Annotated in this window: 23 protein-coding genes; 21 read left to right on the top strand and 2 right to left on the bottom strand. The window is 66.8% G+C overall.

Features of this window, described 5'->3' with window-relative positions:
* Positions 1 to 106: 106 nt before the first annotated feature.
* The 9 genes from LXM88_RS14670 to LXM88_RS14630 all read left to right on the top strand — a co-directional run bounded on the left by LXM88_RS14670 (position 107) and on the right by LXM88_RS14630 (position 9469).
* A complete protein-coding gene (locus tag LXM88_RS14670; RefSeq protein ID WP_262532030.1) occupies positions 107 to 2476 on the top strand; it encodes a DNA polymerase III subunit gamma/tau in 2370 nt (789 codons plus the stop codon).
* Positions 2477 to 2574: 98 nt separating this feature from the next.
* Complete coding sequence (locus LXM88_RS14665) at positions 2575 to 2901, top strand: YbaB/EbfC family nucleoid-associated protein (protein ID WP_014896896.1); 327 nt, start codon at positions 2575 to 2577, stop codon at positions 2899 to 2901.
* Positions 2902 to 2932: 31 nt separating this feature from the next.
* Positions 2933 to 3529, top strand: coding sequence for a recombination mediator RecR (gene recR, locus LXM88_RS14660; RefSeq protein ID WP_262532025.1), 597 nt, complete (start codon positions 2933 to 2935; stop codon positions 3527 to 3529).
* Positions 3530 to 3577: 48 nt separating this feature from the next.
* Positions 3578 to 4783, top strand: a complete 1206-nt coding sequence (locus LXM88_RS14655) for a CaiB/BaiF CoA transferase family protein (protein WP_262532023.1) — start codon at positions 3578 to 3580, stop codon at positions 4781 to 4783.
* 222 nt (positions 4784 to 5005) lie between these two features.
* Positions 5006 to 5767, top strand: a complete 762-nt coding sequence (gene surE, locus LXM88_RS14650; RefSeq protein WP_262532021.1) for a 5'/3'-nucleotidase SurE — start codon at positions 5006 to 5008, stop codon at positions 5765 to 5767.
* Positions 5764 to 6696, top strand: a complete 933-nt coding sequence (locus LXM88_RS14645; RefSeq protein ID WP_262532019.1) for a protein-L-isoaspartate(D-aspartate) O-methyltransferase — start codon at positions 5764 to 5766, stop codon at positions 6694 to 6696. Before surE ends, LXM88_RS14645 begins: the two co-directional genes overlap by 4 nt.
* 5 nt (positions 6697 to 6701) lie before the next feature.
* Complete coding sequence (locus LXM88_RS14640; RefSeq protein WP_262532017.1) at positions 6702 to 7589, top strand: peptidoglycan DD-metalloendopeptidase family protein; 888 nt, start codon at positions 6702 to 6704, stop codon at positions 7587 to 7589.
* Between the two features lie 11 nt (positions 7590 to 7600).
* Entirely contained in the window at positions 7601 to 8689 is a 1089-nt protein-coding gene (rpoS, locus tag LXM88_RS14635) for an RNA polymerase sigma factor RpoS (protein WP_047900847.1), read from the top strand.
* Between the two features lie 3 nt (positions 8690 to 8692).
* A complete protein-coding gene (locus LXM88_RS14630; RefSeq protein ID WP_065499833.1) occupies positions 8693 to 9469 on the top strand; it encodes a 3'-5' exonuclease in 777 nt (258 codons plus the stop codon).
* 37 nt (positions 9470 to 9506) lie between these two features.
* Here the strand turns inward: LXM88_RS14630 and LXM88_RS14625 are convergent, their stop codons facing one another.
* The gene (locus LXM88_RS14625) at positions 9507 to 10361 is read right to left on the bottom strand and encodes an endonuclease/exonuclease/phosphatase family protein (protein ID WP_262532014.1); all 855 of its coding nucleotides are present in this window, start codon (positions 10359 to 10361) and stop codon (positions 9507 to 9509) included.
* A gap of 162 nt (positions 10362 to 10523) precedes the next feature.
* Here LXM88_RS14625 and rlmD point away from each other — a divergent pair, with 162 nt between their 5' ends.
* Positions 10524 to 11978 (top strand): 23S rRNA (uracil(1939)-C(5))-methyltransferase RlmD, encoded by a 1455-nt coding sequence (gene rlmD / locus LXM88_RS14620; protein WP_412524104.1) that lies wholly within the window; start codon positions 10524 to 10526, stop codon positions 11976 to 11978.
* A 63-nt stretch (positions 11979 to 12041) separates the two neighbouring features.
* On the opposite strand, the gene LXM88_RS14615 is transcribed toward rlmD, so the two are convergent.
* Positions 12042 to 12740: a Bax inhibitor-1/YccA family protein gene (locus LXM88_RS14615; RefSeq protein ID WP_006761414.1), complete on the bottom strand. Its 699-nt coding sequence runs from the start codon at positions 12738 to 12740 to the stop codon at positions 12042 to 12044.
* A gap of 249 nt (positions 12741 to 12989) precedes the next feature.
* Between LXM88_RS14615 and ndk the strand changes: the two genes are divergently transcribed.
* From ndk to hflK, 11 genes are all read left to right on the top strand, one after another.
* Positions 12990 to 13415: a nucleoside-diphosphate kinase gene (gene ndk / locus LXM88_RS14610; RefSeq protein WP_047900843.1), complete on the top strand. Its 426-nt coding sequence runs from the start codon at positions 12990 to 12992 to the stop codon at positions 13413 to 13415.
* Between the two features lie 55 nt (positions 13416 to 13470).
* A complete protein-coding gene (gene rlmN / locus LXM88_RS14605; RefSeq protein ID WP_262531989.1) occupies positions 13471 to 14610 on the top strand; it encodes a 23S rRNA (adenine(2503)-C(2))-methyltransferase RlmN in 1140 nt (379 codons plus the stop codon).
* Between the two features lie 165 nt (positions 14611 to 14775).
* Positions 14776 to 15801 carry a helix-turn-helix domain-containing protein gene (locus tag LXM88_RS14600; protein WP_262531988.1) on the top strand — a complete coding sequence of 342 codons (1026 nt, stop codon included), beginning with the start codon at positions 14776 to 14778 and terminating at the stop codon, positions 15799 to 15801.
* A gap of 112 nt (positions 15802 to 15913) precedes the next feature.
* On the top strand, positions 15914 to 17221 hold the full coding sequence (ispG, locus tag LXM88_RS14595; RefSeq protein ID WP_262531987.1) for a flavodoxin-dependent (E)-4-hydroxy-3-methylbut-2-enyl-diphosphate synthase: 1308 nt from the start codon (positions 15914 to 15916) through the stop codon (positions 17219 to 17221).
* 16 nt (positions 17222 to 17237) lie between these two features.
* Entirely contained in the window at positions 17238 to 18578 is a 1341-nt protein-coding gene (hisS, locus tag LXM88_RS14590; RefSeq protein WP_262531986.1) for a histidine--tRNA ligase, read from the top strand.
* A 55-nt stretch (positions 18579 to 18633) separates the two neighbouring features.
* Positions 18634 to 19263: a tetratricopeptide repeat protein gene (locus LXM88_RS14585; RefSeq protein ID WP_262531985.1), complete on the top strand. Its 630-nt coding sequence runs from the start codon at positions 18634 to 18636 to the stop codon at positions 19261 to 19263.
* A 41-nt stretch (positions 19264 to 19304) separates the two neighbouring features.
* Positions 19305 to 20450, top strand: a complete 1146-nt coding sequence (gene bamB, locus LXM88_RS14580) for an outer membrane protein assembly factor BamB (RefSeq protein ID WP_262531984.1) — start codon at positions 19305 to 19307, stop codon at positions 20448 to 20450.
* 247 nt (positions 20451 to 20697) lie between these two features.
* Entirely contained in the window at positions 20698 to 22035 is a 1338-nt protein-coding gene (der, locus tag LXM88_RS14575; RefSeq protein WP_047900837.1) for a ribosome biogenesis GTPase Der, read from the top strand.
* 155 nt (positions 22036 to 22190) lie between these two features.
* Positions 22191 to 22430 (top strand): RNA chaperone Hfq, encoded by a 240-nt coding sequence (gene hfq, locus LXM88_RS14570; RefSeq protein ID WP_047901242.1) that lies wholly within the window; start codon positions 22191 to 22193, stop codon positions 22428 to 22430.
* Between the two features lie 72 nt (positions 22431 to 22502).
* Positions 22503 to 23666 (top strand): GTPase HflX, encoded by a 1164-nt coding sequence (gene hflX / locus LXM88_RS14565; protein ID WP_186451708.1) that lies wholly within the window; start codon positions 22503 to 22505, stop codon positions 23664 to 23666.
* A 47-nt stretch (positions 23667 to 23713) separates the two neighbouring features.
* Entirely contained in the window at positions 23714 to 25054 is a 1341-nt protein-coding gene (gene hflK / locus LXM88_RS14560) for an FtsH protease activity modulator HflK (protein WP_262531983.1), read from the top strand.
* Positions 25055 to 25057 lie beyond the last annotated feature (3 nt).

Below are 25057 nucleotides of genomic sequence, written 5' to 3'. Positions count from 1 at the left end.
AGGGCGTTTTTTATTTCCGCACCACACTCCGTTTTACCTGCGCTTTGCCCGTCTCCACACCGTTTCGCGTGTCGGCGCGACGCAGCGTTACTGATACAATTTCCCGATGACCTATCAAGTTCTCGCACGCAAGTGGCGTCCGAAGGATTTCGCTTCGCTCGTCGGCCAGGAGCACGTCGTCAGGGCGCTCACGCACGCGCTCGACGGCGGGCGTCTCCATCACGCCTATCTGTTTACCGGAACCCGCGGTGTCGGCAAGACGACGCTGTCGCGGATCTTCGCGAAGGCACTCAACTGTGAAACCGGCGTCACGTCGCAACCGTGCGGCGTGTGTCGTGCCTGTCGCGAGATCGACGAGGGGCGTTTCGTCGATTACGTCGAGATGGATGCCGCGAGCAACCGCGGCGTCGACGAAATGGCCGCGCTGCTCGAGCGCGCGGTGTACGCGCCCGTCGATGCGCGCTTCAAGGTCTACATGATCGACGAAGTGCACATGCTGACGAATCACGCGTTCAACGCGATGCTGAAGACGCTCGAAGAGCCGCCGTCGCATGTCAAGTTCATCCTCGCGACGACCGATCCGCAGAAAATTCCCGTCACCGTGCTGTCGCGCTGCCTGCAGTTCAACCTGAAGCAGATGCCGGCCGGGCACATCGTGTCGCATCTCGAGCGGATCCTCGGCGAAGAGCAGATCACGTTCGAACCGCAGGCGCTGCGCCTGCTCGCGCGTGCCGCGCAGGGCAGCATGCGCGACGCGCTGTCGCTCACCGACCAGGCGATCGCCTATTCGGCGAACGAGGTGACCGAGTCGGCCGTGTCGGGCATGCTCGGCGCGCTCGACCAGACTTACATGGTGCGCCTGCTCGACGCGCTCGCGGCCGGCGGCGGCCCGGAAATCCTAGAGATTGCCGACGAGATGTCGCTGCGCAGCCTGTCGTTCTCGACCGCATTGCAGGATCTCGCGAGCCTGCTGCACCGGATTGCGTGGGCGCAGTTCGCGCCGGGCTCGGTGCTCGACGAATGGCCGGAAGCGGCCGACCTGCGCCGCTTCGCGGAGACGCTGAGCCCCGAACAGGTTCAGCTGTTCTATCAGATCGCGACGGTCGGGCGCGCGGAGCTCGGCCTCGCGCCGGACGAGTACGCCGGTTTCACGATGACGCTGTTGCGAATGCTCGCATTCGAGCCGGCCGTTGCCGCCGGCAGTGCACCGGGCGGCCAGCCGTCCGTGCCGCGTGTCGTGCCGGGCCCGCGCGCTGCCGCATCGGCCGCTGCGGCGAAGCCGGTATCGGCCGCACCCGCTGAAGCGGTGCGTGCACCGGCTGCCGCACAGGCTTCGCCTGCTGCGCCGGTTGCGCGTTCAGCGCCGGCGCCGGCGCAGTCCGGCGATGCAGCAGGCCAGTCGGCCGTGAAACCGGCTGCCATCCAGACGTCCGCGCCGGCTGCGGTTGATGCGCAGGTTGTCGAGGCGCTGCAGCCGGAAACGAATGTGGCGCCGCAAGCGGCGCCGGCCGGCGATACGCCGCCACCCGCCCGCAAGGAATCCGAGCCGCCTGCCGCTGCTGCCGCTGCCGTTGCGCAGCGAAACGAAGAACCGGCTGCGCCGGCCGAACCGGTGCCGCGCGCGGCGCCGTCCGAGCCTGCCGCGCGTCCGGCTTCGCGCGCAGGCGGTGCCGCTGCCGCGCTCGACGTGCTGCGCAATGCGGGAATGCGCGTGTCGTCCGACCGTGCGAGGGCAGGCGCGGCCCCGAAACCGGTGACCCAGGCGGCCGCCGAGAAGCCGGCCGCGCCGCGTCCAGCCGTGCAGGTGCCGACGCCGCGCGCTGCCGCCCGTGCGCCGCAAGCAGCCGATTCGCGCCAGGCTTCGCCGCCGTGGGAGGACATCCCGCCGGACGACTACGTGCCGCTCAGCGCCGACGAGATGTTCGGCGCGCCCGACGACGGCTTCGTCCCCGTGTTCGACAGCGGTCCCGACGATGTGCGCGTGCCCCCGACGCCGGCGGAAGCGCGTCCGGCCGCGCCGGTCGACACGCGTCCGTTGCCGCCCGCGATCGCGCTCGATCCGGTCGGCTTCGACGGCGAATGGCCGGCGCTGGCCGCGCGCCTGCCGCTCAAGGGTGTCGCATACCAGCTCGCGTTCAATAGCGAACTGACGGCCGTCGATGCGACGACATTGAAACTTTCCGTGCCGGTGCCGCAGTACGCGGACGCCGCGCAGGTTGCGAAGCTGAAGGCCGCGCTGGCCGACGCGCTCGGCAAGCCGGTCGAAGTAGCGGTCGAAGTCGGGCCCGCACGGCGCACGGCGGCGGCGCTCGATGCGGCCGCGCGCGCGGCGCGCCAGCGCGAGGCCGAGCAGGAGATTCACGGCGATCCGTTCGTCCAGCAGCTCGTGCGCGACTTCGGTGCGCGCATCGTCGAGGGCTCGGTGCGTCCGCTCGCCGATTCGGCGCCGGACGGCCCGCCGCCGACGCTGCATTGAACTGACCGCACCGCGACAGGCACAATCACGCCCGCACACATTGGCCGGCACGCTCCGCGTGCCGGTTTTCACACGATCAAGAAAGAAGGAGTATTCCCATGTTGAAAGGCAACCTCGCCGGACTGATGAAGCAAGCGCAGCAAATGCAGGAAAACATGAAGAAGATGCAGGAGCAGCTTGCGCTGATCGAAGTCGAAGGGCAGTCGGGGGCGGGCCTCGTCAAGGTGACGATGACGTGCCGCAACGAAGTGCGTCGCGTGGCGATCGACCCGAGCCTGCTCGCGGACGACAAGGACATGCTCGAGGATCTCGTCGCGGCTGCGTTCAACGACGCCGTGCGCAAGGCCGAGGCGACGTCGCAGGAAAAGATGAGCGGCATGACGTCGGGCCTGCCGCTGCCCCCGGGCTTCAAGCTGCCGTTCTGAGCGCGGCGCCCTTGCCACTGTTTGCCGCCGTATGAAACAGCCGTCCGCCTTGTCCGCTCTCGTCGAAGCACTGCGCGTGCTGCCCGGCGTCGGGCCGAAATCCGCGCAGCGCATGGCGGTCCACCTGATGCAGCACGACCGCGAGGGCGCGGAGCGGCTCGGCCGGTCGCTGCTGTTCGCGACCGAGCACCTGCAGCACTGCGAGAAGTGCAACACGTTCACCGAAGCGCAGATCTGCGAGGTCTGCAGCGACGAGGAACGTGACCCGACGCTGCTGTGCGTCGTCGAGACGCCTGCCGACCAGATCATGCTCGAGCAGACGATGACTTACCGCGGGCTGTATTTCGTGCTGATGGGGCGGCTGAGCCCGCTCGACGGGATCGGCCCGAAGGAAATCCATTTCGACCGTCTCGTGCGGCGCGCATCCGACGGAATCGTCAAGGAAGTCGTGCTCGCGACCAACTTCACGAACGAAGGCGAAGCCACTGCGCACTACCTCGGCCAGACGCTGAAGGCGCGCGGCCTTTCGGTCACGCGCCTCGCGCGCGGCGTGCCGGTGGGCGGCGAGCTCGAATACGTCGACGCGGGCACCATCGCCCGCGCGATGCTCGACCGCCGCACGATGTAAGCCGGGCGCCGCCTGCCGGCGGCGCCGTTCCTCATGCCAGGGAGACACATGAGCACCAGCCAGGGCCCGCTCGCGGGCGTCAAAGTGCTCGAATTCGGAACGCTGATCGCGGGGCCGTTCGCGTCGCGGCTGTTCGCCGAATTCGGCGCGGAAGTGATCAAGATCGAGGATCCGAACGGCGGAGACCCGCTGCGCAAGTGGCGCAAGCTCCACCCGGAGCAGGGCGGCACGTCGCTGTGGTGGTCCGTCCAGGCGCGCAACAAGAAGTCGGTCACGCTCAATCTGAAATCCGATGCCGGCAAGGCGATCGCGCGGCAGCTCGCGAGCGAGGCCGACATCGTGATCGAGAACTTCCGTCCCGGCCTGCTCGAAAAGCTCGGGCTCGGCTACGACGTGGTGTCGGCCGACAACCCCGGGCTCGTGATGGTGCGCCTGTCCGGCTACGGGCAGACGGGCCCGTACCGCGACCGGCCCGGCTTCGGCGCGATCGCCGAATCGATGGGCGGGCTGCGCCACATCACCGGCTATCCCGACCTGCCGCCGCCGCGCATCGGCATCTCGATCGGCGATTCGATCGCCGCGCTGCACGGCGTGATCGGCGCGCTGATGGCGCTCCATCACCGCAAGGTCAACGGCGGTGCGGGGCAGGTGGTCGACGTTGCGCTGTACGAAGCCGTATTCAACATGATGGAAAGCGTGGTGCCCGAATACGGCGTGTACGGGATGGTGCGCGAGCGCACCGGCGCGTCGCTGCCGGGCATCGTCCCGTCGAACACATACGCGTGCCGCGACGGCAGCATCGTGATCGGCGGCAACAGCGACCCGATCTTCAAGCGGCTGATGAAGGCGATCGAGCGCGACGACCTCGCCGGCGATCCCGCGCTCGCGCGCAACGACGGGCGCGTGCCGCGCACGCAGGAAATCGACGACGCGATTGCCGCGTGGCTCGCGCCGCGCACGATCGACGATGCGCTCGTCGTGCTCAACGCGGCCGACGTGCCGGCCGGGCGCATCTACAGCGCCGCCGACATGTTCACCGATCCGCAGTTCGTCGCGCGGCAGATGATCCAGCGCTTCAAGCTCGCCGACGGCACCGACATTCCGCTGCCGAACATCACGCCGAAGCTGTCGGACACGCCGGGCGAAACGCGCTGGCTCGGACCGGAGCTCGGCGAGCATACGGACGAGGTGCTGCGCGGCCTCGGCTACGACGCGCAGGCGATTGCCGCCCTGCGCGACGCGGGCGCGATTTGAGCGTCTGCGGACCTGTCGGTTCGCGCCAGGCACCCCGACGAGGGGATCCCCCAAGGGGACTTCCTTCGGGGCGGAAAACCAGGGGCGGCCCGGCGTTTTCCTGAGCGCGCAGAACGTCGCCGCGCAATGCGGCGGCGCACCGTGCACACCTGCGCGCACCCGGCCATCCGCAGCCGCCGGACTGTCGCTCTCGCGCCATCTTTCCTCGGTTACAATCGCCGGATGCGAATCCTACTCAGCAACGACGACGGCTATCTCGCCCCCGGTCTTGCCGCGCTCAGCGAAGCGCTGCAGCCGCTGGCCAAACTCACGGTGATCGCGCCCGAGCAGAACTGCAGCGGCGCATCGAATTCCCTCACGTTGTGGCGGCCGCTGTCGGTGCAGCGCGCGACGGGTACGGGTTTCTTCTACGTGAACGGCACGCCGACCGATTCGGTGCACGTCGCGTTGACGGGGATGACCGACGCGAAGCCGGACATCGTCGTGTCGGGGATCAACAACGGCCAGAACATGGGCGAAGACACGCTCTATTCGGGGACAGTTGCAGCGGCCACCGAAGGCATCATGTTCGGCGTTCCGGCCATCGCATTCTCGCTGGCCGACAAGGGCTGGGCACATCTGGCGGACGCCGCGCGCGTCGCCGCGGAAATCGTCGAGCACTACCTCGCGCATCCGCTGCCGGGCCAGCCGCTGCTGAACGTCAATATTCCGAACCTGCCGTATGACCAACTGAAGGGCTGGAAGGTCACGCGCCTCGGCAAGCGTCATCCGTCGCAGCCGGTGATTCGCCAGACCGACCCGCGCGGCGAGCCGGTGTACTGGATCGGTGCGGCGGGCGCGGCGCTGGACGCGAGCGACGGCACCGATTTCCACGCCGTCGCAAACGGTTTCGTGTCGATCACGCCGCTGCAGCTCGACCTCACGCATACGCAGATGCTGCCCGCGACCCGCGAATGGGCGCGCGCCGGAGGGCGGGCTTCATGAGCGGCGAGCGCGCGAAGCGGTTCCCGCTCGCGCTCGAAGATCTCAAGCGAGCGCCACGCAAGTCGGAAGGTCGGGCCGGCGAACGCCATGCGGCGGTCGCGGTGCCGAAAGCCGCCGACAAGCCCGCGGCCGTGCTGAAACCGGTTGCGGTGAAGCCGGTTGCCGGGCGGGCGCCGCTGTCGGGTTCCGCCGCCTCGAAGCCTGCGACTGCACCGAAGCCGACCGCGCTGAAGCCTGCGCTGCCGAAGCCGGCCGCGCCGAGCGTCGCGCCGGCCGGCGCGTTCGCGCTCACGTCGGAACGTGTGCGCGAGCGGATGGTCGAACGGCTGCGCGCGAACGGCGTGACCGACGCGCGCGTGCTGGAAGCGATGGCCGCGGTGCCGCGCCACATGTTCGTGGATCCGGGGCTCGCGACGCAGGCCTATGAGGATTCGGCGTTGCCGATCGGCCACCAGCAAACGATTTCAAAGCCGTCGGTCGTCGCGCGCATGATCGAGCTCGCGATGGCCGGCCGCACGCTCGAGCGCGTCCTCGAGATCGGCACGGGCTGCGGCTACCAGGCCGCCGTGCTGAGTCACGTGGCACGCGACGTGTATTCGATTGAACGCATCAAGCCGCTCTACGAGCGCGCGAAGCTGAACCTGCGGCCGCTGCGCGTGCCGAACATCCGTCTGCACTACGGCGACGGGCGTGTCGGCTTGCCGTCCGCGGCCCCGTTCGACGCGATCGTGATCGCGGCGGCGGGGCTCGACGTGCCGCAGGCGCTGCTCGAGCAGCTCGCGATCGGCGGGCGGCTCGTCGCGCCGGTCGGCGCGCAGAGCGGGCAGCACCAGGTGCTCACGCTCGTCGAGCGCGTCGCGCACGCGCAATGGCGAGAGTCCCGGCTTGATCGCGTTTTCTTTGTCCCTTTAAAATCCGGAGTGATTTGATACCGATGAGTATGTTGCGCGCGATGCAAAACAACCGATCCAGGGAACCGCTCACGCTCGCCCAGCGCGCGATCTGTGTAGCTGCGTTCTCCACGCTACTGGCCGCCTGTGCGACGCGGCTCGACAACGCGCCTGTCGTCGACCGCTCCGGGTCGCTCGGCACGACGGCCACTGCGCAGCCCGCGGTGCCGCTTCCGCCGGCGCCGCCGGGTTACTACCGGGTGAAGCCGGGCGACACGCTGTACCGGATCGCACTCGAAAACGGGCAGAACTATCGAGACATCGCCGCGTGGAACAACCTGGCGAACCCGAATCAGATTGAAGTCGACCAGTTGCTGCGCGTTTCGCCGCAGGCCGGTGCCGCCGTCGCGGGCACGCAGGTCGCCGCGCCGATCGCGGGCGCCACCGTCGCGACCGCGCCGCTCAGCAGCGGCCCGGCAACGCCGGCCGCCGGTACGTCGTCGTCGGTTGCGACGCCGCCTGCTGCTGCAGCGGCATCGAGCGACACGGCGGCGGCTCCGAGCGGCCCCGTGACGTTCGCGTGGCCCGCGCGCGGCCCGGTGCTGAACGGCTTCGACGACGCGAAGAACAAGGGTGTCAATATCGGCGGCGCGGCCGGCGAAGCCGTGAAGGCGGCGGCCGACGGCCGCGTCGTCTACTCCGGCAACGGCCTGCGTGGCTACGGCAACCTCATTATCATCAAACACGATGCAACTTACCTCACGGCGTATGCACATAATCGCGCTTTGATGGTAAAAGAGGGGGACGCGGTAACGAAGGGGCAGAAGATCGCCGAGATGGGTAACAGCGATGCCGACCGCGTGATGCTGCATTTCGAGGTTCGCCGGCAGGGTAAGCCTGTCGATCCGCTGAAGTATTTGCCGCCTCAATAACCGAGACGACCATGCCGAAATCGAAGCGCCACGAGCCGCAAGCCGAGTCTGAGAAGATCAGTCGTGCCACGCAAGCATCGGTGGGGCGAGCTGGTGCTTCGACGGACGACGAAGACGACGTCGCGGAAAACGAACGTGATCTCGAGGCGCGCGACGCCGAGGCGGACGGTGGCGACGACGAGCGCGAAGGCCGCGCGGAAGCGGCGCCCGATGTCGACGATTTCCGCACGCTGCTGCAGGCCGAGCTCACGGCCGACACGATCCAGCATTACCTGAACCGCATCAGCGTGAAGCCGCTGCTGACCGTCGAGGAAGAGCAGCGCTATTCCCGGCTCGCCAAGGCCGGCGAATTCGAGGCGCGGCAGGTGATGATCGAGCGCAACCTGCGTCTCGTCGTCAGCATCGCCAAGGGGTATCTGAACCGCGGCGTGCCGCTGCTCGACCTGATCGAGGAGGGCAACCTCGGCCTGATGCACGCGATCGAGAAGTTCGACCCGACGCGCGGTTTCCGCTTCTCGACCTATGCGACCTGGTGGATCCGGCAGAGCATCGAGCGGGCGATCATGAACCAGGCCCGCACGGTGCGCCTGCCCGTGCACGTGATCCGCGAACTGAACCAGGTGCTGCGCGCGAAGCGCCACCTCGAAAAGAATTCGATGTCGACGGGCGAGGCGGCCGAGCGCCGCGAAGCCAGCATCGACGACATCGCCTATCTCACCGGCAAGACCGCCGAGGAAGTCACAGACATCCTCGCGCTCAACGAGCACACGGCGTCGCTCGACGCGCCGCTCGACCTCGATCCCGCGAGCAGCCTGCTCGACCTGCTGCCCGACGACCAGAGCCAGTCGCCCGACGCCGAGGTGCAGCACCGCGAGCTCGAGACGCTGACGCGCGCGTGGCTGTCGCGGCTGTCCGACAAGCATCGGCACGTGATCGAGCGCCGCTTCGGCCTGAACCACATCGAACCGGCGACGCTCGAAGAGCTGGCCGACGAGATGGGGCTCACACGCGAGCGCGTGCGGCAGATCCAGCAGGAAGCGCTGGTGCGCCTCAAGCGGTTCTTCGCCTCCAACGGCGTGCGCAAGGACGCCGTTCTGTAACCGATGACACCGATTCTTGTTTTTGACATCGAGACGATTCCCGATGTCGACGGCATTCGCCGTCTGGAAGACCTGCCCGCGACGCTCGACGATGCCGCGGTGGCCGAACATGCGTTCGCCGCACGCCGCGAGAAGACCGGCGGCGATTTCCTGCCGCATCACCTGCAGCGCATCGCGGCGATCTCGTGCGTGTTCCGCGACAACAACGGCTTTCGCGTCCGCTCGCTCGGCACGCCGCAGGACAACGAAGCGACGCTGATCCAGTCGTTCTACCGCGTGATCGAGAAATACACGCCGCAACTCGTGTCGTGGAACGGCGGTGGCTTCGATCTGCCGGTGCTCCATTACCGCGCGCTCGTGCACGGCATTCCCGCGACCCGCTACTGGGATCTCGGCGAGGACGACCGCGAATTCAAGTGGAACAACTACATCTCGCGCTATCACTCGCGGCATACCGATCTGATGGATGTGCTCGCGATGTATCAGGCGCGCGCGAACGCGCCGCTCGACGCGCTCGCGAAGCTGTGCGGCTTTCCGGGCAAGCTCGGGATGGACGGCAGTCAGGTATGGCCGGCGTTCCAGGAAGGGCGAATCGAGGAAATCCGCAATTATTGCGAGACCGACGTCGTCAATACGTATCTGCTGTACTGCAGGTTCCAGTTGATGCGCGGCGGCCTGACGCAGAGCGAGTACGCGGACGAGATTCTGCTCGTGAAGAACGCGCTCGCGCAGGAGCCGGCGTCGCACTGGGCCGAGTACCTGGCCGGTTTCGACGCATAGCGCGGGCGGGCGGCGCCGCGGCCGGCGGCCGGTGCGATCAGGCGAGTTCGAGCTGCACCGGCTGGTGATCCGACGCGCGTACGTCGCCGTCGATCTCGCAGCGCACGACGCGCGGCAGCAGCGTATCGGTCACGAACACGAAGTCGCACGCGAGCGGCCCCTCCGACCATTGCACCGTATCGTAGACGCCGGCCGTCGGTGGCGGTGTGCGGCCGGGATGCCGCGCGACCCATGCGTCGACGAAGCGCGGCGCGTCGGCGATCGGCTCCAGGAAGCGCCGGTACGCATCGCTGCCGAACGCGCTGTTGAAATCGCCGCAGACGATCGCATCGCGCGGCTGGCCGGTCGCGCTGAACGGTCCGTCGGCAGTTTCGGCGGGCGCGGGCCGTTCCGCATGCGCGCAGGCCTCGCGATGCCGGTCGCGCAGCGCGTCGACCTGCGCAAGCCGCTGGCGCGCCGAATAGTATTCGAGGTGCGTGGTGACCACGCGCAGCGGGCCGAAAGGCGTCTGCAGTTCGACGTCTAGCGCGACACGCGGCATCGACGGTGCGCCGGCGTCGGCCGGCCACGGCAGCAATTGGCGCAGCACGCGCCCGACCGGCAGCCGGGTCGCGATCGCGTTGCCGAACTGGCGGCGCGGTGCGCCGGGTACGATGGCCGGCAGGTCCGCGCCGATCGCTTCGACGATCGCATAGCCGGGCAGCAGCGCCGCGAGTTCGGCGAACTGGTCGGGGCCAGGCCTGCCGGGCAGGGCGCCGAAGCCGCGCGTGACCTCCTGCAGACACAGCACGTCGAAATCGCCGAGCCGATGGATTGCCGCGACGGTGCGCGAAAGGTCGACAACGCCGTCGGCGTCCCGACCCCATTGGATGTTCCAGTCGATCAGCTGCATGGTCGAATCTCCTGCCGGGTCGATTTCGTGCTGCCGGCCCTTCCTGACTGGTTTCGCAGCCGATCGGCTGCGGGTGTTCCCGAGCTACCTGCCTGCCCGTCCCGGCCCAAGGCAGGGCCGTCTATGCTTAAGTGTCGGCGCTTGCCCCATGCAAAGAGGCCAATGCGGGCCTTCGTCGTCTACAATCTCGCCTTCTTCAACGTTTGTCAGGAAAAGCTGGTGTCCGAAGCCGTCCCCACTTCTGCGCGCAAATCGAAAAATGCGCCCGTCGCGCCCGGGATCGCCCCGGTTCTCGAGATCGAATCGCTCGACATGGAAGCGCGCGGTGTCGGCCGCACGATGACCGAGGACGGCGAGCCGGGCAAGGTCATCTTCGTCGAGGGCGCGCTGCCGGGCGAACGCGTGACCTATTCGAGCTACCGCCGCAAGCCGAGCTACGAGCAGGCGACGGTTGTCGATATTCTGCGCCCGAGCGTGATGCGCACGCAGCCGAAATGCAAGTTCTTCGGCACCTGCGGCGGCTGCTCGATGCAGCATCTCGACATGCGCGCGCAGGTGGCGGTCAAGCAGCGCGTACTCGAAGACAACCTGTGGCACCTGGCGAAGCTGCGTGCGGAAACGATGTTCGCGCCGATCCATGGCCCGTCGTGGGGCTATCGCTACCGTGCGCGCCTGACCGTGCGCAACGTCGCGAAGAAGGGCGGCGTGCTGGTCGGGTTTCACGAGAAGAAGAGCAGCTATGTCGCCGACATGACGAGCTGCGAAGTGCTGCCGCCGCATGTGTCGGCGATGCTCGTGCCGCTGCGCCGGCTCGTCGAGGGGCTGTCGATCCGCGATCGGATGCCGCAGATCGAGCTCGCGGTCGGCTCGGAGGTCACCGCGCTCGTGCTGCGCGTGCTGGAGCCGATCAACGCGGACGACGAAGCGCTGCTGCGCGCGTTCGCGGACGAACACAAGGTGCAGTTCTGGCTGCAGCCGAAGGGCCCCGACACGGTGACGCCGTTCTATCCGCTCGACGTGTCGCTCGACTACACGCTGCCGGAGTTCGGCATCCGGATGCCGTTCAAGCCGACCGACTTCACGCAGGTCAACCATCAGATCAACCGCGTGCTGGTGGGCCGCGCGCTGCGCCTGCTCGCGCCGTCGCGCGACGATCGCGTGCTCGACCTGTTCTGCGGGATCGGCAACTTCACGCTGTCGCTCGCGCGGCTGTCGCGCGAAGTGATGGGCATCGAGGGCAGCGACACGCTGACGACGCGCGCGCTGGCGAACGCGCGCGAGAACGGCGTCGACGGCCACACGACGTTCGCGTGCCGGAACCTGTTCGAAGTGACGGGCGACGACATCCGTGCGCTCGGCGCATTCGACAAGTACCTGATCGACCCGCCGCGCGAAGGCGCGCTCGCGGTGTCGAAGGCGCTGGCCGAGATTGCGCAGAGCGGCGAAGGTCCGCTGCCGAAGCGGATCGTCTACGTGTCGTGCAACCCGTCGACGCTTGCGCGCGACGCGGGCCTGCTCGTGCACGAGGCCGGCTATCGGCTGAAGGGCGCCGGTGTCGTGAACATGTTCCCGAATACGTCGCACGTCGAATCGATCGCGCTGTTCGAGCGCGACTGAGCCGGTCGGCGGACGTAAAAAAACCGGCCCGAGGGCCGGTTTCTTCATGGTGCGTGGCGAACGTCAGTTGCGGTTGCCGCCGAAGATGCCGAGCAGCGCGAGCAGGTTCGTGAACACGTTGTACAGGTCGAGGTAGATCGCGAGCGTCGCCGAGATGTAGTTCGTCTCGCCGCCGTTCACGACGCGCTGGACGTCGAACAGCATGTACGCGGAGAAGATCGCGATCGCGAGCACCGACACGGTGAGCATCAGCGCCGGCAGTTGCAGGAAGATGTTCGCGACCGATGCGAGCAGGATCACGATCACGCCCATGAACAGCCACTTGCCGAGCCCCGAGAAGTCGCGCTTGCTGACGGTGGCGATCGTCGCCATCGCGGCGAAGATGATGCCGGTGCCGCCGAACGCGAGCATGATCAGCGACGGGCCGTTCGAGAAGCCGAGGATGAAGCTCAGCAGCCGCGACAGCATCAGGCCCATGAAGAACGTGAAGCCGAGCAGCACGAACACGCCGGCCGCGCTGTTTTTCGTCCGCTCGATCGCGAACATGAAGCCGAACGCGATCGCGAAGAACGCAAGCAGGCTCATCATCGGGCTCGTGGCCGCGAACAGCGAGAAGCCCGTCGCGACGCCGACCCAGGCGCCCAGCACGGTCGGCACCATCGACAGCGCGAGCAGCCAGTACGTGTTCCGCAGCACGCGGTTGCGAACCTCGGCGGTGCTGACGGAACCGCCGCGGCCGAAATTGTACGGATAGTCGTTCATGGTTTCTCCTAACATTGAACGCGTGGGCGTCCGGGGCCGGTTCGGCGCGCGCGGTGTGCGGCGCAGCAAACCGGAGCAGCTATGGCTAAGATACGTTCCGCGTCGCGAGGTTTCAATGGCTGCGCGGCGCAAAACATATGGATTCGGAACCTTTCACATGTGTAAGGGTTCAATCGCAATGATACACGGGATCGTGCTACAATAGCGGATTCATTTGAACCTGTAACTTCTTAATTTCTTGGAGTTTTTATGGCAATCGAGCGCACCCTGTCGATCATCAAGCCGGATGCGGTGGCAAAGAACGTGATCGGCCAGATCTACAGCCGTTTCGAAGGCGCCGGCCTGAAGATCGTCGCATCGCGCATGGCACACCTGTCGCGTGCTGACGCAGAGAAGTTCTACGCGGTTCACGCAGCGCGTCCGTTCTTCAAGGACCTCGTCGATTTCATGATCTCGGGCCCGGTGATGATCCAGGTTCTGGAAGGTGAAGGCGCGATCCTGAAGAACCGCGACCTGATGGGCGCAACGGATCCGAAGAAGGCGGAACAGGGCACGATCCGCGCCGACTTCGCGGACAGCATCGACGCGAACGCCGTGCACGGCTCGGACGCAGCGGAAACGGCTGCTGTCGAAGTCGCGTTCTTCTTCCCGGAAATGAACGTTTACTCGCGTTAAGCCCTGGCTGACAGCAAGTAGGCAGGATTCAGCGCACGCGGCAAGGCAGCACATCATGACGAGCGAAACTTCCGTCAATCTTCTCGACTTCGATGCCGAGGGTCTTGTCGCGTACTGCGGCAGCCTCGGCGAGAAGCCGTTCCGCGCCAAGCAGTTGCAGCGCTGGATCCACCAGTACAACGCTGGCGATTTCGACGGCATGACCGATCTCGCGAAGTCCCTGAGAGAAAAGCTCAAGGGCCGCGCGTCGATCGTGATGCCGGATATCGCCAGCGATCACGTTTCCACCGACGGCACGCGCAAGTGGCTGATCGATGTCGGAAACGGCAATGCGGTCGAAACCGTGTTCATCCCGGAAGAGACGCGCGGCACGCTGTGCGTGTCGTCGCAGGCCGGATGCGCGGTCAACTGCCGCTTCTGTTCGACGGGCAAGCAGGGCTTTTCCCGCAACCTGTCGACAGCCGAAATCATCGGCCAGCTACGGATGGCCGAATTTGCACTGCGAGCGTCGCTGGGCCGCGCGCCCGGCCCGAATGGCAAGGCCGAGCGGGTCGTCACCAACGTGGTGATGATGGGCATGGGCGAGCCGCTCCTGAATTACAGCGCGGTCGTGCCCGCGATGCGGTTGATGCTCGACGACAACGCGTACGGCCTGTCGCGCCGCCGCGTCACGCTGTCGACGTCCGGCGTGGTGCCGATGATGGACCGCCTCGGCGCCGAGTTGCCGGTTGCGCTGGCCGTTTCGCTGCACGCGCCGAACGATGCGCTGCGCGACGAGCTGGTGCCGCTCAACAAGAAGTATCCGCTTCGCGAGCTGATGGCTGCGTGCCAGCGCTATCTGAAAGTCGCGCCGCGCGACTTCATTACTTTCGAATACTGCATGCTCGACGGCGTCAATGACACCGAAGCGCATGCGCGCGAACTGCTGGCCGTCACGCGTGACGTGCCGTGCAAGTTCAATCTGATCCCGTTCAATCCGTTCCCGGAATCGGGCCTCATCCGCTCGAAGCAGGAGCAGATCAAGCGCTTTGCACAAGTCCTCATCGACGCGGGTGTCGTCACGACCGTGCGCAAGACGCGCGGCGACGATATCGATGCCGCGTGCGGCCAGCTGGCCGGCGCGGTGAAGGACCGCACGCGCCTCGCGGAACGAACGGGCGCAGCAGCAAAGATCATCGAAGTTCGGGCGGTGTGACGGGGACACCCGGCCGGGGATGCCCGAACTTTTTTGGCGGTACAACACGCGAATAGCGATCGGTCGCGGCGCCTCGGCGCCGCGCATGGTATGAACAGTTGCGGGTGCCGGCCGGCGGGAGCCGGCGGCGGCCGCCAGTGAAGAAGAATCGACGCGAGGACAAGGATGAGTGAGCCGCAGCCGACCAACGGCGCAGAGACGAATGCCGCGAAACCGGCACCGGCGGGACTGGAATCGCTGGCGGCAGTCGGCAGCCGGCTGGCGCAGCTTCGGGAGACGAAGGGCTGGACGGTCGACGACGTATCGGCGCGGCTCAAGGTCGCACCGCAGAAGCTGCGGGCGCTCGAGGCCGGCGACATCAGTCATTTGCCCGGCGTGACGTTCGCGCTCGGTGTCGTGCGCAGCTACGCGAAGATGCTCGGCGTCGACCCGGAACCGTTCGCGCAGGCGCTGCGCCGGGAGCGCGGGGTGCCGGAAGTCGATCTGTCGATGCCCGCATCGTCGGGGACGGATCTGCCACGCGGCCGCGTGTCGATTCCGCTGGGCGGCTCGTCGCGCCACCACCCGTGGCTGTGGGGGACGGCGATCGTCGTCGTCGCGGTGGTTGCCGTACTGATGTGGCACACTGGCGGCGATTCGTCGAGCCTGCTTGCGCGTTTCAAAGGCAACGACGCGGAGCATGCGTTGGCCGCAAGCGCGCCGACGGCATCGTCGTCGTCCGTCGAAGAAGCGGCCGCGAGCGGCGCGTCGACCGTAGCCGCCAATGAGGTTCCGGCCCCGGCCGCTGCGTCTGCCGCTCCGGCGCAGGCGATTGCGTCCGCTGTCCCGGCGCCCGCGGCCCCGGTCGCGACGGCGGCTGCATCGCAGCCCGTCGTGGCAGCGGCAACGGCGGCGGCGAGTGCCGCTGCCCCGGCCGAGCCGGCGAGCGTCGTGGTTGCAGCAGGCCAGTCGATGGTCGAACTGAAGGTCAAGCAGGATTGCTGGTTCAGCGTGCGTGACAAGAACGGCAAGGAGCTGTTCTCGGCGCTGGTGCGGGCCGGCGAGACGAAGCAGGTCGCCGGCGACGGGCCGTTCAAGGTCACGATCGGCAACAAGGCAGGCCTCGACGCGGTAGCGTTCGACGGAAAACCTGTCGATCCGGCAAAATATTCGGCAGCGCGGGGTAATGTGGCGCGGTTCACGTTGCCCTGACGTCAAGCGCCGTGGCGAAGGCCTGTCGTCGATATCGGCAGGCCGTGAGGGCACGGCGCTTTTTCAATTCATGCGCCGCGTCGCGGCGCATTCCGCGTAAATGGATCTATCGATGCAATCCGAAGCTCAATCCCCACGCAGCAGTCAGATTTGTTCAACCGAGCCGGTGTTCGGCGGGCATCAGCCCCGCCGCGTGTCGCATGCGGTGGATGTCCGCTGGGGCGGGCAGCTCGTGACGATCGGCGGCGACGCGCCGGTGCGCGTGCAGTCGATGACGAATACCGATACGGCCGACGCGATCGGCACCGCAATCCAGATCAAGGAGCTCGCGAACGCGGGCTCCGAACTGGTTCGCATCACGGTCAATACGCCCGAGGCCGCGGCCGCCGTGCCGGCGGTCCGCGAGCAGCTCGACCGGATGGGCGTGACCGTGCCGCTCGTCGGCGATTTCCACTACAACGGCCACCTGTTGCTGCGCGACTACCCGGGCTGCGCGGAGTCACTGTCGAAGTACCGGATCAACCCCGGCAACGTCGGTCAGGGCGCGAAGCGCGATACGCAGTTCGCGCAGATGATCGAGGCCGCGGCCAAGTACGACAAGCCCGTGCGGATCGGCGTGAACTGGGGCAGTCTCGACCAGGACCTGCTCGCGCGCATGATGGACGAGAACGGCGCGCGCTCGCAGCCGTGGGACGCGCAAAGCGTGATGTACGAGGCGCTGATCCAGTCGGCGATCGGCTCGGCCGAGCGTGCCGTCGAGCTGGGCCTCGGCCGCGACCGCATCATCCTGTCGTGCAAGGTCAGCGGCGTGCAGGACCTGATCGCCGTGTACCGCGAGCTCGGCCGCCGCTGCGGCTTCGCGCTGCACCTCGGGCTGACCGAGGCCGGCATGGGCTCGAAGGGCATCGTCGCATCGACGGCCGCGCTCGGCGTGCTGCTGCAGGAAGGGATCGGCGACACGATCCGCATCTCGCTGACGCCGGAACCGGGTGCGTCGCGCACGGGCGAGGTGATCGTCGGCCAGGAAATCCTCCAGACGATGGGCCTGCGCTCGTTCGCACCGATGGTGATCGCGTGCCCGGGCTGCGGCCGTACGACGAGCACGCTGTTCCAGGAACTCGCAATGCAGATCCAGACCTACCTGCGCGAGCAGATGCCGGTCTGGCGCAAGGAGTATCCGGGCGTCGAGAAGATGAACGTCGCGGTGATGGGCTGCATCGTCAACGGCCCGGGCGAGTCGAAGCACGCGAACATCGGCATCAGCCTGCCGGGTTCGGGCGAAAACCCGGCCGCGCCCGTCTTCGTCGACGGCGAGAAGGTCAAGACGCTGCGCGGCGAGCGGATCGCCGAGGAGTTCCAGCAGATCGTCAGCGACTACGTCGCACGCAACTATGGCCGCGCCGACGCGGCCGTGAATTAATTCGTCCACACACACGATGACTGAACAGAAACGCAAGATCGAGAAGCTCACCGGCGTCAAGGGCATGAACGACATCCTTCCGCAGGATGCCGGCCTGTGGGAATTCTTCGAAGCCACCGTGAAATCGCTGCTGCGCGCGTACGGCTACCAGAACATCCGCACGCCGATCGTCGAGCACACGCAGCTCTTCACGCGCGGCATCGGCGAAGTCACGGACATCGTCGAGAAGGAGATGTACAGCTTCACCGACGCGCTGAACGGCGAGAACCTGACGATGCGCCCGGAAAACACCGCGGCCGTCGTGCGCGCGTCGATCGAGCACAACATGCTGTACGACGGCCCGAAACGCCTGTGGTACATCGGCCCGATGTTCCGTCACGAGCGTCCGCAGCGCGGCCGCTACCGGCAGTTCCACCAGGTCGGCGTCGAGGCGCTCGGCTTCGCGGGCCCCGATGCGGATGCCGAGATCATCATGATGTGCCAGCGCCTGTGGGACGACCTCGGCCTGACCGGCATCAAGCTCGAGATCAACTCGCTCGGCCTCGCCGAAGAGCGCGCCGCGCACCGCGTCGAACTGATCAAGTACCTCGAGCAGTTCGCCGACGTGCTCGACGAGGACGCGAAGCGCCGCCTGTATACGAACCCGCTGCGCGTGCTCGACACGAAGAATCCCGCGCTGCAGGAAATCGCGCAGAACGCGCCGAAGCTGATCGACTTCCTCGGCGACGAATCGCGCGCGCACTTCGACGGGCTGCAGCGCCTGCTGCTCGCGAACAACATTCCGTTCAAGATCAACCCGCGTCTCGTGCGCGGCCTCGACTACTACAACCTGACCGTGTTCGAGTGGGTGACCGACAAGCTCGGCGCGCAGGGCACGGTCGCGGCCGGCGGTCGTTACGATCCGCTGATCGAGCAGCTCGGCGGCAAGCCGACCGCCGCGTGCGGCTGGGCGATGGGTATCGAGCGCATCCTCGAACTGCTGAAGGAAGATGATCTGGCGCCGGAGCAGGAAGGTGTCGACGTGTACGTCGTGCACCAGGGCGAGACCGCACGCGAACAGGCGTTCATCGCGGCCGAGCGCCTGCGCGACACGGGTCTCGACGTGATCTTCCACTGCAGCGCCGACGGCGCGCCGGCGAGCTTCAAGTCGCAGATGAAGCGGGCCGATGCAAGCGGCGCGGCATTCGCGGTGATCTTCGGCGAAGAAGAGGTCGCGAACGGCACGGTGGGCGTGAAAGCATTGCGCGGTGCGGCCGAAGACGGGGAAAAGAACGTTCAGCAGACCGTACCGGTCGAAAGCTTGACCGAATTCCTAATCAATGCGATGGTTGCATCCGCCGAAGACGGCGACGACTGATCGCGCCGGCATTCGCTCGACTAGAACGGCCTGAACAGGAAGGAATCGCTCGCCGATGAGTTATCACGACGAACAAGAATCGATTGAAAGTCTCAAGGCGTGGTGGGCCCGCTGGGGCAACCTCACCACGTGGATCGTGCTCGCGGCGCTCGTCGTCGCGGCCGGTTTCAACGGCTGGAACTACTGGCAGCGCCGTCAGGCTGCCGAGGCGTCCGGGCTGTACGAGCAAGTCCAGAAGGCCGCCGCCGCGAACGACAAGGCGACGATGGCTCGCGCGGCCGCCGACATGGAAAACAAGTTCGGCAGCACGCCGTATGCGCAGATGACGGCGCTCGCGGCCGCGAAGGTGCTGTACGCGGCCGGCGACTCCGCAGGTGCGAAGGCGCAACTGCAATGGGCCGTCGATCACGCCAAGGATGACGAGTACAAGCAGATCGCGAAGCTGCGCCTCGCGTCGCTGCTGCTCGACGAGAAGGCGTACGACGCGGGCCTCGCGCTGCTGTCGGGTACGCCGCTCGACGCATTCAAGGGCCTCGTGGCCGATCGCCGCGGCGATCTGCTTGCCGCGCAAGGCAAGACCGACGATGCGCGCGCCGCTTACAAGCTCGCGCTCGACGGCCTGTCGAAGGACGACCAGTCCGCGCGCCAGCTCGTGCAGTTCAAGCTCGACGCGCTCGGCGGCTGAACCCCGGTCCCCTCAACCTCTTAACTCTGCTTCGCTAACCGATGAATTTGCTGAAACGTTACGCTGTGCCCGTTGCCTGCGCGGCGGCTGTCCTGGCATTGGCGGCCTGCTCGTCGTCGAAGGATGCGCGCCGCGTGCCGACGCCGCTCACCGAGTTCAAGCCCGTGATGGACGTGCAACAGGTCTGGAAGGCTAGCGTCGGCAAGGGCGGACGCTATCTGTTCTCGCCGGTTGCCGTGGGCGACGCCGTCTACGCGGCGGGCGAAAACGGTTCGGTCGAGAAGATCGACGCGAAGACGGGCCAGGCGATCTGGCGCTCGAAGGTCGGTTCGGACCTGTCGGCCGGTGTCGGCAGCGACGGCAACCTGACCGCGGTCGGCGCGCTGAAGGGCGGCGTGTTCGTGCTGGGCCCGGACGGCAAGCAACTGTGGAAGACCAGCGTGCAGGGCGAGATCTTCTCGCCGCCGCTCGTCGGCAACGGCCTCGTGGTCGTCCGCACGATCGACGGCCAGGTGATCGCGTTCAACGCGCAGACGGGCGAGCAGAAGTGGAACTACCGCAACCGCGCGGTGCCGCTGAACCTGCGCGTGTCGGCCGGCATGACGTTCGCGGGAGATGCGGCGGTGCTGGCGGGCTTCCCGGGCGGCGGTCTCGTCGCGATCAACCTGCAGACCGGCGAGCCGTTCTGGCAGACGCCCGTGTCGTTCCCGAAGGGCGTGACCGAGGTCGAGCGCATCAACGACGTCAGCGGTCCGCCGACGCTCGTGGGCGCCGAAGCCTGCGCGGTGACCTTCCAGGGGCAGCTCGGTTGTTTCGATGCGAACTCGGGCCGCCCGCTGTGGGAAAAGGCGTTCTCGAGCCGCAGCGGCCTCGCACAGGACGACTCGGTGGTCGCCGGCGGCGACGACTGGTCGGTCGTGACGGCGTACGACGCGGCCTCGGGCAACCAGCTCTGGCGCAACGACAAGCTGAAGAGCCGCGACGTCGGCGTGCCTTACCTGCTCGGGCATGCGGTCGTGATGGGCGACTACCAGGGCGTCGTGCACTTCCTGTCGCGCGAAGACGGCAGCTTCATCGCGCGGATGAAGACCGACGGCAGCGCGATTACGGCGGCACCGGTTCTCGCGGGCAATACGCTCGTCGTGCAGACGAAGGACGGCGGCCTGTACGGGTTCCGTCCGCGCTGACGCGCAGGAAACATGCGCAGCCGCGGCGCGGCGGGCTTGTCCCGCTTGCCCCGGCCGCGCGACATGAAGGCGGCCGGTGTTCCCGGCCGCTCGGTATTTGAAAGACAGTTCGAGACGAAAGACGACGGCGCGCAACGCGCGCCCGGCGCGCGCATCCGGCGCTGCGCGAATTCGTGATATTTTCATTCAGCGCAGCCGCCCGCAGCAGCGGGCCTCCCGCTGCTGCGCTTCACCGTAGAAAACACAGATGAAACCGGTCATTGCCCTAGTTGGGCGCCCCAATGTGGGGAAATCCACGCTGTTCAACCGGCTCACGCGCTCGCGCGATGCGCTGGTCGCCGACTTGCCGGGCCTGACACGCGATCGCCATTACGGCGAAGGGCGCGTCGGCGAGCGGCCGTACCTGGTCGTCGATACGGGCGGCTTCGAACCCGTCGCGAAGGACGGCATCCTGCACGAGATGGCGCGCCAGACGCGCCAGGCGGTCGAGGAAGCCGACGTCGTCGTGTTCATCGTCGACGGCCGCAACGGGCTCGCGCCGCAGGACAAGTCGATCGCCGACTACCTGCGCAAGACCGGCCGGCCGATCTTCCTCGTCGTCAACAAGGCCGAGGGGATGAAGTACACGGCGGTCGCGACGGACTTCTACGAGCTCGGGCTCGGCGATCCGCGCGCGATCTCGGCCGCGCACGGCGACGGCGTCACCGACATGATCAACGAGGCGCTGGAAGTCGCGTACGCGGACCAGCCGGAAGAGGAGGACGACAACGACCCGTCGCGCGGCATCAAGATCGCGATCGTCGGCCGTCCGAACGTCGGCAAGTCGACGCTCGTGAACGCGCTGATCGGCGAGGACCGCGTGATCGCGTTCGACATGCCGGGCACGACGCGCGACTCGATCTACGTCGACTTCGAGCGCAACGGCAAGAAATACACGCTGATCGACACGGCCGGCCTGCGGCGCCGCGGCAAGGTCTTCGAAGCAATCGAGAAGTTCTCGGTCGTGAAGACGCTGCAGTCGATCTCCGACGCGAACGTCGTCATTCTTCTGCTGGATGCGCAGCAGGACATCTCCGACCAGGACGCACACATCGCCGGCTTCGTCGTCGAGCAGGGCCGTGCGCTCGTGATCGGCGTCAACAAGTGGGACGGGCTCGACGACCACGCGCGCGACCGTGCGAAAGCGGATTTGACCCGCAAGCTGAAATTCCTCGACTTCGCGAAATCGCACTTCATTTCGGCTGCGAAGAAGACGGGCATCGGCACATTGATGCGCTCGGTCGACGATGCGTATGCGGCGGCGATGGCGAAGCTGCCGACGCCGAAGCTCACGCGCGCGCTGATCGAGGCCGTCGAGTTCCAGCAGCCGCGCCGTCGCGGTCCGGTGCGTCCGAAGCTGCGCTACGCGCACCAGGGCGGCCAGAATCCGCCGATCATCGTCATCCACGGCAACGCGCTCGACGCCGTGACGGAAACGTACAAGCGCTACCTGGAAAACCGGTTCCGCGAAACTTTCTCGCTGACCGGGACTCCATTGCGCATAGAGTTCCGTTCGTCGAACAATCCGTACGCGGACAAGGGCTGAAGCACGCCTGTTTCACGTGTCCCGCAAGGGATAGGCCGCAAGGCCTATGCCCGGGGTGGGGCAGGCAAAATCGGCTATAGTGTAGCGATTGGCGCCGGATCTCTTTTTCTTCGTCGCCAATCCAGATCAACCTGCAAAAAAAGATGGAGTACGCCATGAGCAACAAAGGGCAATTGTTACAAGACCCGTTTTTGAACGCACTGCGCAAAGAGCACGTTCCCGTTTCGATCTACCTCGTCAATGGCATCAAGCTTCAAGGGAACATTGAATCGTTCGACCAGTACGTCGTGTTGCTCCGTAATACGGTGACCCAGATGGTCTACAAGCACGCCATCTCGACGGTCGTGCCGGCGCGCCCGGTGAATTTCCACCCGGACGCGGAAGCTACGTCCTAACCTATTGCAGCGGCCGGCATCCGGTCGCCGCGAGCGACCGATGCCAGCCGCCTTATCTTGACACCCGATAATTTGATCAACGCAGCGCTCGTCGGCATCGATTTCGGCAAGACCGATTTCGAAGCCAGTCTCGAAGAACTCAGTCTTCTCGCCTCCAGCGCGGGGGCCCGTCCCGCCGTCACCCTTACGGGGCGTCGCGCCAGTCCCGATGCCGCGATGTTCATCGGCAGCGGCAAAGCCGAAGAACTGCGGCTTGCCTGCGACGCGCACAACGTCGAAATCGTCATCTTCAACCACGCACTGGCGCCGGCCCAGCAACGCAATCTGGAGCGGGCACTTAACAGGCGGGTCGTCGATCGCACGAGCCTCATCCTCGACATCTTTGCGCAGCGCGCCCGCAGCCACGAAGGCAAGCTGCAGGTCGAACTCGCGCAGCTCCAATACCTGTCGACGCGGCTCATTCGCGCATGGACCCACCTCGAACGGCAAAAGGGTGGTATCGGCCTGCGCGGCCCTGGCGAAACCCAGCTCGAAACCGACCGCCGGCTGATCGGCGAGCGCATCAAGATGCTGAAGTCGCGGCTCGACCGGCTGCGCCGGCAACACAGCACACAACGCCGGCAGCGCGCGCGCAGCGGCACGATGTCGGTGTCGCTCGTCGGCTATACGAACGCGGGCAAGTCGACGCTGTTCAATGCGCTGACGAAAGCGCAGGCGTACGCGGCCGACCAGCTGTTCGCGACGCTCGACACGACGTCGCGACGCGTCTACCTCGGCGACGAAGTCGGCCAGATCGTCGTGTCGGATACGGTCGGGTTCATCCGCGAGCTGCCTCACCAGCTCGTCGCGGCGTTCCGCGCGACCCTCGAGGAAACGATCCACGCCGATCTGCTGCTGCACGTGGTCGATGCGTCGAGTGCGGTCAGGCTCGAGCAGATCGAGCAGGTCAACGGCGTGTTGCACGAGATCGGCGCGGACACGATCCGGCAGGTGCTGGTGTTCAACAAGATCGATGCCGTGCCCGAGCTGGCGGCCCGCGGCGACGCGGTCGAGCGGGACGAGTATGGTAATATTTCGCGCGTCTTTTTGAGCGCGCGCACCGGTCAGGGTCTTGACGCGTTGCGTGCCGCCATCGCCGAGATCGCCTCCGCGGAACACCTTTCCAGTGCGATGCCGCTCGACGGCGCGTCCGCTGAACCACACGAAGACCGCACGATTTCCGAACACGGGCGCTAACCGGTCCCGGCCGGTTCGCCGGCGTCTAATCTGGTGAACAAACTCTGGTGAACGAATACAACGAGCGGAGTACCTGGCGGCGGATGCGCGCCTTGCTGTCGATCAACGATCCCCGCTGGGGACGCGGCGAAGGCAATGGCAAAGACGGATCCCGTCCCCGTGCGAACGAATCGAAGCGACCGCAAGGCGGCGACGGCGAAGGTCCGCCCGATCTCGACGAGATGTGGCGCAACTTCAACCGGCGCCTGAGCGGCCTGTTCGGCGGCAAGGGCGGCAACGGCTTCCGTCCCGACAACGGCCGGGCCGCGCGGGTCGGCGTCGGCATCGTGATCGGCGTGCTGGTCGCGGTGTACGCGGGCAGCGGGCTGTTCGTCGTGCAGGACGGCCAGACGGGCGTCGTGCTGCAGCTCGGCAAGCTGTCGGGCACGGTCGGGCAGGGCGTGCACTGGCGCGCGCCGTATCCGTTCGCGTCGCACGAGATCGTCGATACGTCGCAGGTCCGCTCGATCGAGATCGGCCGCAACAACGTCGTGCGTCTCGCGAACGTGAAGGAAGCGGCGATGCTGACGCGCGATGCCGACATCGTCGACGTGCGCTTCGTCGTCCAGTACCGGATTCGTTCCGCAACCGATTACCTGTTCCGCAACGTCGATCCCGAGCGCAGCGTGTCGCAGGCCGCGCAGGCCGCGGTGCGTGCGATCGTCGGTACGCGCAGCGCGGCCGACGTGCTGAACCAGGACCGCGACGCGCTGCGCGAGCAGCTTTCCACCGCGATCCAGCGCGATCTCGACCGCTACCAGTCGGGGCTCGAGGTAACGGCCGTCACGATGCAGAGCGTCGCGGCGCCGGAGCAGACGCAGGCCGCCTACGGTGAAGTCGCGAAGGCGCGCGACGAGCGCGAGGCCGCGAAGCGCGCCGCGCAGGCGTACGCAAACGACCTGCTGCCGAAGGCGCAGGGCGATGCCGCGAAGCTCGTCGACGAAGCGAAGGCGTATTCCGATCGCGTGGTCACGGAAGCCGAAGGCGATGCCGATCGCTTCAAGCAGGTCTACGCGCAGTACTCGAAGGCGCCGGCGGTGATCCGCGAGCGGATGTACCTCGAGACGATGCAGGAAATCTATTCGAACGCGACGAAGGTGTTCGTCGGCAACAAGGGCGGCAACAGCGTCGTGTACCTGCCGCTCGACAAGCTCGTCGAGCAGGGGCGACAAAACGCCGCGACGTCCGCCGGCGCAACCGCGCCCGATGCGGCGTCGACACCGGCGGCTGTCGCGCCGGCAGCAGCCGTACCCGCGAGCGCGGCACCGGCCGCCGCGGCGTCGGGCACCGACGTGCTGCGATCGCGCGAAGCGTTCCGCAGCCGGTCGCGTGAAGACGATGTGAAGTAACGG

It is taken from the genome of Burkholderia sp. S-53 (assembly GCF_025560745.1).
Lineage (GTDB): Bacteria > Pseudomonadota > Gammaproteobacteria > Burkholderiales > Burkholderiaceae > Burkholderia > Burkholderia pyrrocinia.
This window is presented reverse-complemented; position numbering and strand designations above follow the sequence as displayed.